Origin of the sequence: Chitinophaga sp. CF118 (assembly GCF_900112615.1) — a bacterium.
In the GTDB taxonomy this organism is placed as follows: Bacteria; Bacteroidota; Bacteroidia; order Chitinophagales; family Chitinophagaceae; genus Chitinophaga.
This window is the reverse complement of sequence record NZ_FOMK01000012.1, coordinates 191,710-205,107: the sequence shown is the minus strand read 5'-3', so window position 1 is coordinate 205,107 and position 13,398 is coordinate 191,710. Positions and strand designations below refer to the sequence as shown.

General features: G+C 42.2%; 11 protein-coding genes. 6 read left to right on the top strand and 5 right to left on the bottom strand.

Annotated features, from left to right (window positions below; all coding sequences use genetic code 11):
- On the top strand, positions 1 to 215 hold a 215-nt coding region (locus tag BM176_RS29115), incomplete at its 5' end, for a T9SS type B sorting domain-containing protein (RefSeq protein ID WP_143097950.1).
- Between the two features lie 135 nt (positions 216 to 350).
- Here BM176_RS29115 and serA read toward each other — a convergent pair.
- Positions 351 to 1,589, bottom strand: a complete 1,239-nt coding sequence (gene serA, locus BM176_RS29110; RefSeq protein ID WP_090107924.1) for a phosphoglycerate dehydrogenase — start codon at positions 1,587 to 1,589, stop codon at positions 351 to 353.
- A gap of 291 nt (positions 1,590 to 1,880) precedes the next feature.
- Here serA and BM176_RS29105 point away from each other — a divergent pair, with 291 nt between their 5' ends.
- On the top strand, positions 1,881 to 3,074 hold the full coding sequence (locus tag BM176_RS29105) for a serine hydrolase domain-containing protein (protein ID WP_090107923.1): 1,194 nt from the start codon (positions 1,881 to 1,883) through the stop codon (positions 3,072 to 3,074).
- Positions 3,075 to 3,081: 7 nt separating this feature from the next.
- Here BM176_RS29105 and BM176_RS29100 read toward each other — a convergent pair whose 3' ends face one another.
- The 4 genes from BM176_RS29100 to BM176_RS29085 all read right to left on the bottom strand — a co-directional run bounded on the left by BM176_RS29100 (position 3,082) and on the right by BM176_RS29085 (position 8,185).
- On the bottom strand, positions 3,082 to 4,062 hold the full coding sequence (locus tag BM176_RS29100; RefSeq protein ID WP_090107922.1) for a cation diffusion facilitator family transporter: 981 nt from the start codon (positions 4,060 to 4,062) through the stop codon (positions 3,082 to 3,084).
- A gap of 289 nt (positions 4,063 to 4,351) precedes the next feature.
- Positions 4,352 to 5,101: a translation initiation factor IF-3 gene (gene infC / locus BM176_RS29095; RefSeq protein WP_090107921.1), complete on the bottom strand. Its 750-nt coding sequence runs from the start codon at positions 5,099 to 5,101 to the stop codon at positions 4,352 to 4,354.
- Between the two features lie 197 nt (positions 5,102 to 5,298).
- Positions 5,299 to 7,239, bottom strand: coding sequence for a threonine--tRNA ligase (gene thrS, locus BM176_RS29090; RefSeq protein WP_090107920.1), 1,941 nt, complete (start codon positions 7,237 to 7,239; stop codon positions 5,299 to 5,301).
- Between the two features lie 367 nt (positions 7,240 to 7,606).
- A complete protein-coding gene (locus BM176_RS29085) occupies positions 7,607 to 8,185 on the bottom strand; it encodes a DUF3347 domain-containing protein (protein ID WP_090107919.1) in 579 nt (192 codons plus the stop codon).
- A 66-nt stretch (positions 8,186 to 8,251) separates the two neighbouring features.
- Here BM176_RS29085 and BM176_RS29080 point away from each other — a divergent pair, with 66 nt between their 5' ends.
- The 4 genes from BM176_RS29080 to BM176_RS29065 all read left to right on the top strand — a co-directional run bounded on the left by BM176_RS29080 (position 8,252) and on the right by BM176_RS29065 (position 13,347).
- A complete protein-coding gene (locus BM176_RS29080) occupies positions 8,252 to 10,219 on the top strand; it encodes an ABC-F family ATP-binding cassette domain-containing protein (RefSeq protein WP_090107918.1) in 1,968 nt (655 codons plus the stop codon).
- A gap of 78 nt (positions 10,220 to 10,297) precedes the next feature.
- Positions 10,298 to 10,987, top strand: a complete 690-nt coding sequence (locus BM176_RS29075) for a response regulator transcription factor (RefSeq protein WP_090107917.1) — start codon at positions 10,298 to 10,300, stop codon at positions 10,985 to 10,987.
- Positions 10,984 to 12,375 carry a HAMP domain-containing sensor histidine kinase gene (locus BM176_RS29070; RefSeq protein ID WP_090107916.1) on the top strand — a complete coding sequence of 464 codons (1,392 nt, stop codon included), beginning with the start codon at positions 10,984 to 10,986 and terminating at the stop codon, positions 12,373 to 12,375. The genes BM176_RS29075 and BM176_RS29070 overlap by 4 nt, the downstream gene beginning before the upstream one ends.
- Positions 12,376 to 12,675: 300 nt before the next feature.
- Positions 12,676 to 13,347 carry an efflux RND transporter periplasmic adaptor subunit gene (locus BM176_RS29065; protein WP_090107915.1) on the top strand — a complete coding sequence of 224 codons (672 nt, stop codon included), beginning with the start codon at positions 12,676 to 12,678 and terminating at the stop codon, positions 13,345 to 13,347.
- Positions 13,348 to 13,398: the final 51 nt, after the last annotated feature.

The following is a 13,398-nucleotide window of genomic DNA, read 5'->3' as shown; positions in this document are numbered from 1 at the left end:
CTATAGTACAAGGTCCGATGTACGATTATGACTTACGTATCTACAACCGTTGGGGTGAAATGATCTTTATCAGTAAAGATTCCAAGACCGGATGGAATGGTAAATATCAGGGCAGACTCGTGGAGAACGGTACTTATGTATGGATGCTGAGCTACAAGAAACTAATGGGTGGAATTGTGAATGTAGTGAAAGGAGAAATTACAGTTATAAGATAAGAAGTGTAAAGTACAAATAGGAACAAGGCGTCCCGGGGTAATCCCGGGGCGCCTTTCTCGTTATGGAGAATGACAGGCATAAAAAAAGTCTGGAAAATCCGCAGATCTTCCAGACTTTAAATCAGACGTCAGCTACTAATAAAGTAACCGCGCTTTGATAGTATGTTTTACTTCTCTCAGTAATGAAAATGCTTCCTTCGATAATTTGGTATCCACATCCAGCACAACATAACCAATTGTGTCATTTGTTTTCAGATATTGTCCCAGTATATTGATCTTGTTCTGAGATAAAACTGTATTTATTTCAGATAATACACCTGGTACATTTTCATGGATATGCAGGATTCTGTGAGTATGATCTATCGCTGGTACATTGATTGCCGGAATAGTATGAGAACCGAAACTCGCACCTTTTTCCAGGTAATTCAGCATTTTACTGCTCACATCAAGTCCAATATTATGCTGAGCTTCTTCCGTGCTTCCTCCAATATGGGGAGTCAGGATTACATTTGGCAGTTTTTGCAGCGGTGATGAAAAGGCAGCCCCGTTCTTTTCCGGTTCTACAGGAAATACATCTATAGCTGCTCCTGATAGCTGTCCGCTTACCAGAGCATCTTTCAGTGCATCCAGATCAACTACCTCACCGCGGGCATAATTAATGAAAATAGCGCCTTGTTTTGCGTGTGAAAGGATCTCTTTCGTGATCATGTTATTAGTACCCTCTGTAGACGGTACGTGCAGGGAAATAATATCTGAATGCTCAAACAGTGCTTCCAGCGTTCTCAACTGCACCGCATTACCTAGTGGCAACTTTGTTTCCACATCATAATACAGCACATTCATTCCCATCCCTTCTGCCAGTACACTTACCTGACTGCCTATATTACCATAACCCACAATACCAAGAGATTTACCACGGAGTTCATAACTGCCTTTTGCTTCCTTCATCCATTTCCCTTCATGAGCAGCTATGTTCTTATCAGGAATCCGGCGTATCAGCATAATCGATAAACCTATTACAAGCTCTGCTACAGAGCGCGTATTGGAATAAGGCGCATTGAATACAGTTACACCAGATTTCTGGGCATTTTTGAGATCTACCTGATTGGTACCTATACAAAAGCACCCTATAGCCTGCAGCTTTTGTGCCGCTTCCAGCACTTTCCGGGTTACATGTGTTTTAGAACGGATACCCAGTAAGTGTACATCCTTTATTTCACGGATCAGATCTTCTTCATTCAGTGCGCCCGACAACCTTTTTACATTGGCATATCCGGCCGATGTAAATTCTGCTGCCGCAGCATCGCTGATATTCTCCAACAATAAAATATTAATCTTTTCCTTCGGATAACTTGTCAACTTTTGCTGATCCATAGCTTATAATTTATATGTTTCCTCTTGACTTTGCAATTGGCTTAATAATTGATATACGGGGCAAACAGGTCACAAACCTAAAAGATGTTACGCAATATTCAAACAGTAAGGCTGTCAAATTTAATTTCATCAAAAAAATACCCTGTTTAGTGGTGTTTTTGAAATTTAAAGGTATTAAAACTTAAAATCCCTTTAAAATTGAAGTCAGACTATTGTTTTTTTTGTGTAACAAATCATTAGGTCCTAAATTTAGCGCTTTACGCTTAATACGAATCGTTTCTAACTTGCAGAATGAAAGCAGCACTTATTGTACTAACTATATCCGGGATCGCTTTATCCTCCATGTCAGCATGCCAAAGCAATGCGGCGAATAATGAGAAGAAGAGAAGACAGAAAGATACTATTAATAAATCGGTTCCTGATGAAGTAGCCGCCGCTATATTGAATGCTCCTCACACTAAAGCACAGCAGCAGGAATTGTCTGTTCTCTATCAGGATCAACTGCTGAGGGCCGGGTTTAACGGCGCTATAGTAGTGGCTAAAAAGGGTGTCATTATCTTTGAGCAATATCACGGACTGGAGAATTATCGTACTAAATCTCCCATTACAGATAGCTCATCATTTCAGATGGCCTCCGTTTCCAAAACATTCACAGGCATGGGAATTCTCTGGCTTGCGGAACGACAGAAACTAAGCCTGGATGATACTATTCAACAATACTTCCCTGAATTTCCATATATGGGCATTACCCTGCGGATGCTCCTTTCTCACCGTAGCGGATTGCCTAATTACCTTTATTTCTGTGATAGCATCTGGCCGAATAAGGATAAATTCCTGACAAATGAAGACGTAATCAAACTGATGGTACAACATAAGCCGCCTGTACAGCATCAGCCCAACACACATTTCCAGTATTGTAATACCAACTTCATGCTGCTGGGGGCTATTATTGAAAAAGTAAGCAAACAAAAATATGGCACATTCATGCAACAAACGTTCTTCGAACCGCTGGGTATGAATAATACTTTCGTATATGATCCATCTACAGCCACTCGTCCGCATCAGACTGTCAGCCACAGATATAATGGGCAGGCTGAACCTGATACCTACTTTGATGGCGTAATTGGAGACAAGGGCATTTATAGTACAGCTAAGGATATGCTGAAATGGGACCAGGCTCTGTATGGGAATAAACTGTTTAAGCCTGAAACATTGAAAGAAGCATATACTCCCTACAGTAATGAAAAAGCAGGTGTCCGTAATTACGGATTAGGCTGGAGACTGCTGGTATATCCGGACAGCAGCGAAATCGTTTATCACAATGGCTGGTGGCATGGCAATAACACCGTATTCTACCGTATTGTAAAAGATACTTCCACCATTATTATTCTTGGTAACAAATACAATCGCAACATTTATCACGCCGTGAAGCCGATCAGTGCTATCCTCGGGCATGGAAACGGCGAAGAAGAAGGTGAAGAATAAATAAAACTTATTCCCCGTGTTTTCTATTCGGTAATACATTTTCCCTCGTCCAGGGAATGATACCTGTGAATGCGTGCTTTCTTACAGGACATTCCATGAGCTGGCAATAATGACAACAAACCGGTACACAAGGGTCTATATGAATAAAGAATTCAGTTTCTCCGGAAGTAAATTCAGTGTTCACCAGTTGCTCTATCGCTTTGAGGTCTTCATGGGCTTCGCTTAATTCCAGGTAATAAGGTAGTGTAAGATGGCAATCAATGTGATAGTTATTCCCGTATTGCTGTACACGCATGTTGTGAACATCAATCCATTCCGGACTGCGATGGGTAGAGAGAATGGAAATTACCCTGTCCACTACCTGCATATCGGTTTCGTCCATCAATCCTGAAATAGAACGACGCAATAACTGGTACCCTTTCCGCAGAATTAGTGTACCCATGATGGCAGAGGTGAGCGGATCAATCCAGGTAAGGCGGGTAAAATGGATCAGTAACAGAGCGGCTACAAGCCCACCACTGCTGTATACATCCGTCATGATGTGCTGGCTATTCCCTGAAATGGTAACAGATGACAGTTGCCGTCCGGCACGTAACAAGTATAACCCCAGCGCAAGGTTACCGATAGTTGTGACTGCTATTATCCATGTTCCCTTACCCACATGTTCCAGTGAAGAAGGAATAAAGAAGTATTGTGAGGCTTTAAAGAGAATAAGACATCCGGCAATAAAGATCATTGCTCCTTCAAAACCAATAGAGAAAAACTCAACTTTTCCATGTCCATAAGGATGATTCTCATCTTTGGGCTTACCGGTAAGGTAAATACTGTAACAGGCAAATGCTCCTGCTACCACGTTAATTATAGACTCCAGAGCGTCAGACAGAATAGCGACCGAATGTGTAAGGAACCAGGCTGTAAACTTGGTGCCTGTAAATATAAAACTCACAATCAGCGATACCAGTATCACGCGTAATTCTCGTCTCTTCAAAACAAAATAGATTGATGCACAAAGAAAAGGAAAATAATGCGGAACCAATTATAGGTTTCCCGGGAATAAAATTGTAAATATCCTGTTCCTTTCACATTGATTAATCCATGAGGCTGGCCAGGTATATACGGAGATCTTATGTAGGTTGTAGATAAAAAACGCTTCAGGATGCAAGGAAATACCGGAGATATTGCAATGGTAAATGAAAAAACCCGGAACGAATGTTCCGGGTTATAATTTGATATAATTGCACCAAGTAATTAAAATTAAGTAAGATTTGCCTGCGCTCTTATTCAGGTTTGTTCTCCGGTGGTGCGGCAGGTGTTGCCGGTACCACTGGTCTTGTTTCTGAAGCAGCTGGTGCAGGGCGGGGTTCTCTTGCTGCCTCACGTTCCTGACGTGCTGCTGCGCGATGTTCCTGACGTTCCTGACGCTCTTCTTTCGCTTCTTTGGTATCCATCTTTTTCTTCGCTGTTTTAGGAGCGAAAATGGCAATCATACGTTTACCTTCCATGGTCGGCATACCTTCCAGTACACCTACTTCTGCCAGCCTTTCAGCAAACTTCAGCAGGATCAGCTCTCCACGTTCCTTGAACATGATAGCACGACCTTTAAACTGTACATATGTTTTTACTTTATTACCATCCTTCAGGAACTTCTCAGCATGTTTTGCCTTAAAGTCAAAGTCATGGTCGTCGGTATTTGGCGTAAAGCGAATTTCTTTCACCTCGCTTTTGTGCGCCTTTGCCTTCATATCCTTTTCCTTCTTCTTCTTCTCGTAAAGGAATTTATTATAGTCTATGATACGGCATACGGGAGGTACGGCATTTGGGGAAATTTCTACTAAGTCTAGCCCTTGCTGCTCAGCCATATGCAGGGCTTCCTCTGTACGGTATACACCAACCTCAATGTTCTCTCCCACTAATCGCACTTCAGGTACACGGATCATCCTGTTAGTACGATGTTCTTGTTGCTGTTCTCTGCGAAAATTGGGGTTTCTTCCTCCCCTGTTAAAACTTGGTCTGGGTCCTTGTGGCATTAAAAAGAATAAAATTACTAAATTAAATAATTGTCCATAATCTTAACAATAGTTCATAAATGTCTGACACTTAATAAGGTTGATATTGTACGAACTATTTTAACTTTAATATGGACTTCAAGCAATTAACGTACCCGAAAATACAAAAGTTCAATTAGTTAAAAATATATTTTATTGTCTTTTGTATGATCGCCCGTTTATTCAAAAGGTCTTTTACTCACTACTTCCTCTTTTACAAGTTCAATGAACTGTTCCAGGTCCATAGTGCCAATGTCTCCTTTTGCCTGGCGGCGAACAGCAACCTTACTATCAGCAGCTTCCTTTTCACCTAACACCAGCATATAAGGTACTTTGGCCAGTTCTGTCTCTCTGATCTTTTTCCCTATTTTCTCATTGCGATCGTCAATCTCAGCGCGAATTTCTGCATTTTTTAACAAAAGTGCTATTTTTTCTGCGTATTCCTGGTTCTTTTCACTGATTGGCAATATTTTAACCTGTGTAGGTGTGAGCCAAAGTGGAAATTTACCACCACAATGTTCTATCAATACTGCGATGAACCGCTCCAGTGAACCGAATGGTGCACGGTGAATCATTACAGGACGATGTTTCTGGTTATCCGCACCAATGTACTCCAGTTCGAAACGTTCAGGAAGGTTATAATCCACCTGAATAGTACCCAGCTGCCATTTACGGCCCAGGGCGTCTTTCACCATAAAGTCCAGTTTGGGACCGTAAAATGCGGCTTCACCGTATTCAGTTATTGTACGGAGTCCTTTTTCAGCGGCAGATTCAATGATGGCCTGTTCTGCCAGGTTCCAGTTCTCATCTGTACCAATATATTTAGACCTGTCTTCTTTATCACGTAAAGAGATCTGTGCAGTAAAATCAGTAAAACTGAGACTGTTAAATACATACAACACCAGATCTATCACTTTCAGGAATTCTTCTTTTACCTGATCCGGACGACAAAATAGATGCGCATCATCCTGAGTAAAACCTCTTACACGGGTCAATCCATGTAATTCTCCATGCTGCTCGTAGCGATATACTGTACCGAATTCAGCAAAGCGTACCGGTAAATCTTTATAACTTTTGGGACTGGTCTTATAAATTTCGCAATGATGCGGACAGTTCATCGGTTTCAGCATGAACTCCTCACCTTCTTCAGGGGTATGGATCGGCTGGAAACTGTCTTTCCCGTACTTTTCGTAGTGCCCTGAAGTAATATAGAGGTTCTTGTTACCTATGTGTGGAGTAACAACCGGCAGATAACCAGTGTCAATCTGTGCTTTCTGCAGGAAACTCTGGAGGCGTTCACGAAGCATCGCTCCTTTGGGCAGCCATAAAGGCAAACCTAATCCCACTTTTTCAGAAAAAGCAAAGAGTTCCAGCTCTTTACCCAGTTTACGGTGATCACGTTTCTTAGCTTCTTCCAGCAAGTGCAGGTACTCGTCCAGCTCTTTCTGGTTAGGATAAGTGATACCGTAAATGCGGGTTAGCATTTTGTTCTTCTCATTTCCACGCCAGTATGCACCGGCTATATTGGTCAGTTTTATTGCTTTTATAAAACCAGTATTGGGAATATGAGGTCCCCGGCACAGATCGGTAAAGTTACCCTGAGTATAAAAGGAAATAGAACCGTCCTGTAATTCGTTGATTGTTTCGATCTTGTACTGATCCCCTTTTTCGGTAAAGTATTTCAGTGCATCTTCCTTACTCACTTCCTTACGCTCGTACACACTGTTCTCCTTAGCCAGGGATACCATTTTAGCTTCGATCTTCCGGAGATCTTCGTCAGAAATAGAGCGGTCTCCCAGGTCAATATCATAATAGAAGCCGTTCTCAATAGCCGGACCATAACCGAATTTCACACCCGGATAAAGAGATTCCAGTGCCTCCGCCATCAGGTGGGCAGAAGAGTGCCACATGGTAGATTTCCCTTCAGTATCCGTCCATGTAAGCAGTTGCAACGTACTATCTGTTGTTATCGGCCGGGCCATGTCCGTGACCTGCCCGTTTACTTTTGCGGCCAATACTTTTCGTGCCAATCCTTCGCTGATGGATTTGGCAATGTCCATTGCAGTTACTCCTGCTTCATACTGACGAACTGCGCCATCCGGAAATGTAATGTTAATCATACTGTTGAGCTGTTATTCTTCAGCTATTGTTGTTTGCTTTTATGTTGCTTATAAAATTGGCTTGCGAAGTTAAGTAAATTTTACATCTGTTTCTATAATAAGGGTTAACCGTTTATAGAAGGAGGCCCAGCGCTATTCTGACTCAGAAATTAAGCTATCCTGGGCTTATTCCGGGTTAAAGTAATAATGGCCGAATCTCATTCATTATTGGTAATACATCCTGCATAATGACTAAATCTCCACCAAAATGCATCTGCAGTATGTGTATGCTGTCAAACTATGGGTTCCTGAATAAAATGTTAAAGACTAAATGGGAACACAGGGCGAAGTTAACCGGCAGCACTGCATCAACACTACAGCAGTTATTTTAATACTTCAGACTATCAGTTACCTCTACACAGCCCAGCATACCATTCCCGAAATAAGGATTTTGCAGTTGTGTGCTTTTACTAAGCCAGTAGGCTCCCCGGTCATTAAAGGCCATCGGACAGTACTGCCGATACACTGTTTTCCCGCGTAACCCGGTGGTTTTCACCAGTTCATACAGCATATCTGATATCATTTCGAAGGCAGCTCTCTTGGCATCAATTGTCTTCTCTCCCTGCAATCCTGCCAGTTCAGAGCTGATGCTGCCGGTATGCTGCTTTACCTGATCCAGCCTGCTGGAATCCATTTGCAGGAGTTGCAACGGTAAACTGTCTATATGCTGCTTCAATATCCCCGACCACTTGTCTGCGTCAGTAGTATTTCCGCTTGTTAACCCTTCTGTCAGAGCATAATATGTGTCCATGGTTACCTGTAAGGAATCGTAAAACTGAACGGCATAGGGTGCCTGTAATACTCCCTGAGCTGACTGTGAAACACTTTTTTCCTGGTTCTGTGACTGGTTACACGCTGACAAAATCAGCACATAAATGAGTAAGGATGTGGTAATAATGCCCTTCATATTATATATTCACTTTTTGTGGCAAAGATAAAGCACTACCTTTGCACCTTTCAATTAATTTAGCCAATGCTGATTGCACTTCAGGATATTACTTTTGAGTTCGGCGCCAGAGCCATTGTAGAGGATGCTTCCTGGCATATTGTACCAGGTGACCGTGTGGGACTGATCGGAATGAATGGAACCGGAAAATCTACTCTTTTACGCGTTATCAATGGTGAATACTCCGTTTCCAAAGGTAGCGTGAATAAGATCAAGAACCTTTCCCTGGGATTCTTCAACCAGGATCTGCTCAGTTTTGAATCTGATGATTCCATTCTGGAAGTGGGTATGACAGCCTTCGAGGAAGCTCAAAAGCTGGAAAAAGATATAGAACGTATTACCAAAGAGCTGGAACATGACCAGAGTGAAGCCCTCCTGATTGAATTCAGCGATAAACTGCATGAATTTGAGGCGATGGATGGTTATAACATGCGTCACCGCTCTGCACAGGTGCTTGAAGGTCTTGGTTTTAGTACCGCCGACCTGGAACGCCCCTATAACCAGTTTTCCGGTGGATGGCGTATGCGCGTACTACTTGCCAAACTGATCCTGCAACAGCCGGATGTACTCATGCTCGATGAACCTACCAACCACCTTGACCTCCCTTCTATCGAATGGCTGGAAAAATACCTCCAGAGTTACAACGGTGCGGTAATCATTGTATCGCACGACCGCTACTTCCTGGATAGAATGGTGAATAAGATTGTTGAACTTTATCAGCAGCAGCTTCACCACTATGCTGGTAATTATGAGGATTATGAGGTAGAAAAGGAATTACGACGTGAAATGCAACTGCGTTCCTATGAGAACCAGCAGGAATATATCCGCCAGCAGGAAAGATTTATAGAACGCTTTAAAGCCAAAGCTTCGAAAGCTGCTCAGGCTCAGAGTGCTATGAAGAGACTGGATAAGATAGACAGAATTGAACAGGTAGATGGCGGTCCGTCCAAGATCAGAATCAGCTTTAATGCAGATAAAACACCTGGAAAGATTATCGCTACCCTGACCGAGGTATCCAAGAAATTTGGCTCCTTAACCATTTTAAATAAAGCCAGTGCTGAAATAAGCCGTGGTGATAAAATAGCCCTGATAGGTGCCAACGGTAAGGGTAAGTCTACCCTGCTCCGCCTCATTGCCGGTACCGATGAAATGGAAGGTGAACGTACACCTGGTCATAATGTTGTAACCAGCTTTTATGCACAGCACCAGCTGGAAAGTCTGGATTTGAACAGTGAAATTCTGGACGAACTGAAAAACTGTGGTAGCGGACGTTCAGAAGTAGAACTCCGTAACCTGCTCGGTTGCTTCCTCTTTACCGGAGATGATGTTTATAAAAAGATAAGAATCCTTTCAGGAGGTGAAAAAGCACGTGTGGCACTGGCTAAAACAATCATCAGCCAGGCAAACTTCCTGCTGCTCGATGAGCCTACCAACCACCTGGATATGAACTCTGTACAGATGCTGATTGATGCACTGTCCAAGTTCGATGGTACCTATGTACTCGTATCCCACGACCGTTATTTCGTTAGCCAGACGGCTAATAAAATATGGGAAATCGTTGATGGCGAAATCAAGGAATTTAAAGGTACCTACACAGAATGGGAAGACTTTAAAAAGCGCCAGCAGGAAACGTTGAAACAACAGGCAGCTGCTAATAAGCAGGCGGCAAATGGAGAAAACAACGAATCAAAAAAAAAAGAAGTAAAAGCAGCGCCAGTAACTAATACTCCGGCAAAAGGAGTTCCTATCGATAAAGATAAAAAGAAAGAGTTACAGAAACAGCAACGACAGTTCCAACTGCTGGAAGAACAACTTGCCGGGTTAAATGAAAAGAAGGCTTCCCTGGAAACCGCTCTCAACAACCCGGAAATATATGCAGATAAAAAACGCTTTCAGCAGGTTGAATCAGAATACGCACAGGTAGGCAGGGATCTTAAAAAGACCAATGAGGAATATGAGAAGGCCTTCGAGAAGCTGATGGAACTGGAAGGATAAACGTTGATATAACGGACGATAAGAAAGCGCAAATGTTGTAGAAGGGACTGGATTACAAGGAATAAATGCTAATGTTGAATGATGCAAAAGATTCTGGTAGTAGAAGATGAAGTGAAGGTAGCCAATGCCGTTAAAAAGGGATTGGAAGAGAATGGCTTTGAAGTAGATGTTGCATACGATGGTCGCATGGGTAAAAGCCTGGGCGCCAGCAATAATTATGATCTTGTAATCCTTGATCTGAACCTGCCCCATAGCAACGGATACGAAGTATGTGAAGTGATCCGGCGGCGGAACAACCGCATCCCCATTATCATGCTTACCGCTTTGGGAGGAATGGACGACAAGATGCAGGCATTCGAAATCGGGGCCGATGACTACCTGGTGAAACCTTTCGATTTTCGTGAACTGCTGGCCCGGATCCGCGTATTCCTGAAAAGAGCCGGCTCTGAAGTACAGCAGAACTCCCAGTATAAAATAGTAATCGCCGACCTGGAAATAGATCGTGAAAAGAAAGAAGTGATTAGAGGCGGTAAAAAAATTCCGTTGACAGCCAAAGAATACCAATTGTTGGAATTCCTGGCACTCCACAAAGGAAAGGTGATCTCCAAACTTGTGATTGCTGAAAAAGTATGGGATATCGACTTTGATACCGGTACCAATGTAATCGAAGTATACATGAACTTTCTTCGTAAAAAAATAGATAAAGACTTCCCCAATAAACTCCTGCATACTAAAACAGGTATGGGATATTATCTTGCTGAAGAGTGAAGATTAAATATAAAATAGCACTTTCCTACGCCATTTCAGCATTTGTACTGCTGAACACCTTCGCTATTATCACTTATTATTTCTCTGCTCAGTCAAGAAAGGCTGAATACCTGGAACGTCTGGAATACCGTGCCCGTTCTATCGCCAACGTGATTATTGAAGAGGATACCGTGAAAATTGACCTCCTGCGAAAGCTGGATAAAACCACATTCCAGGATCTGTATAAAGAAACCATTCTCGTATATAACCCAGCCTACGATCTGCTTTATTCCAATTTAAAGGATACTGCTATCAAAACTTCAAAGTATTTACTGGACTATATTAAGAAGAATGGGGAGTTCAGCCACGAAAAGTCTAAGGGAGAGCAGGTGGGCGTGTACTACACTGAAGGAAGTGTGTCCGTGATAGTGATAGTTTCCTCTTTTGATAAATATGGGTTCCAGAACCTGCAGAACCTGAAACGCATTCTGATTATAGAAATCATTGTGGCCGTGATCCTGCTGGTGATCGTCGGCTATTTCTTTGCGCGTAATATGGTACAGCCCATCGATAAGCTGGTAAGGCAGGTGAAAACCATTAACGCTAACAACTTACAGGGGAACAGTGTGGACGCCAAAGGGAAAGATGAAATAGCTCAGTTGGGGGCCAACTTCAATACCATGCTGCAACGCCTTAGCGATGCATTTGACCTCCAGAAGAGTTTTGTAAGCAATGCTTCACATGAATTACGTACACCACTGGCAGCTATTATCAGCCAGTTGCAGGTAACCCTTTCGAAGGAACGAACCAAAGAAGTATATCAGGATATCCTGGCATCCGTACTTGAGGATGCAGAAAATCTGTCAGATCTTAGTAATGGATTATTGCAACTGGCTCAGTCAGAGCTTAACCAGCAGAAGTTCATTTTCAATGAAATCCGGATGGATGAACTCATGCTGGAAATGGGAAATCTCATTAAGTTAAAACATCCTCCTGTTGTAAATGGAAGAGCCCCCAGGGTAGATATCCGCTTCCTTAAAGTCCCTGAACAGGATACAGAACTGATCTGTGAAGGAAATGAAAGCCTGCTGAAAGTATTGTTCTTCAATCTGTTGGATAATGCCTTTAAATTTTCTTCTGATAATACAGCGTTTGTAACCATTGACTTCTTCACTCATGATATCCAGATCCAGGTAAGAGACAATGGTGTCGGTATCCAGCCGGAAGAGTTGAATAAAATTTTTGAACCATTTTACCGGGGTACCAATGTCCAGAAAATCCGTGGACATGGATTGGGACTTTCAATTTGCAAAAAAATCGTCCTGCTGCATAAAGGGCATATCTCCGTTTCTTCCATTACTGGTAAAGGCACCACTTTTACAGTTATACTCCCACACAACTATCGCTAATCACTTCCCTTCACTGCTCTCTTCAGTAAAGACACCATATTTATGTTCATTAGTCCGCAAAACTATCGCAGAAACCAGTAACAATTCCTTTAAGAATAACAACATCATCTCGTTCCTGGTCATTTAAAGGAAAGTTTCTCCGGATCATTTGCAGATATACCCGTATCAGCAGCAATCACCCAATTTTCTAAAGCATCCCACAGATCCAATATTTTTAACATTTTAATCACTTTTTAATAGTGTTTAAAGCCTCCTTTAAGTAGTAATACGGAGCTTTGCAGAATATTCTACTATGATATCATGAAATGCAATTTTCTCCTCTACGTGTTAATCATTACCGGGTTCAGTCTGGATGGATGTAAACATCCACAGGTTGATGGAGGAGTAACAAAGAAGACTTTTGTATTGAGTGATACCATGATGAAAACCATCAGGATAGACACCGCTAATTTGAAACCTGTATTAATGGAACTTCATTTATCCGGTAAGGTAGCAGAGAACGATGTTAATATAAAGAATACCGGTATCCTGGTGAATGTTGCAACAGCAAACCTGGCTACTGTTACAAAAGGTTATGAAGCAGATGTTGTAACAGCTTCACTGCCTCATATGATCTTTCATGGTATTGTAGATGGGATCCATACTATAACCGATACCCTGGCGCATACAGGACAGCTTAGTATAAAAATGGATATTTCGGGCAAAGCCCTGAAACCAGAGATGTTTACAAAAGTGGTATTACACTGTGAAGAAGGAGATAATATGGTAGCTGTACCGGAAACAGCCATCATTGAAGATCATAGCAAGAACTTTGTACTGGTATTTAAAGACAAATATAATATCCAGGTAAGAGAAGTAGAAACATACACCACATCAGGTGATGTAACCTACATCAGCAAAGGGCTCAGCGTAGGGGAAAGTGTGATATCTGCACATCAGCAGCAGATCTATAATGCGCTGAGTGAGAATTAAGTTTAGTTCGCATATAGGTTGATAGAATGGACATGCAAACACAGCACATTC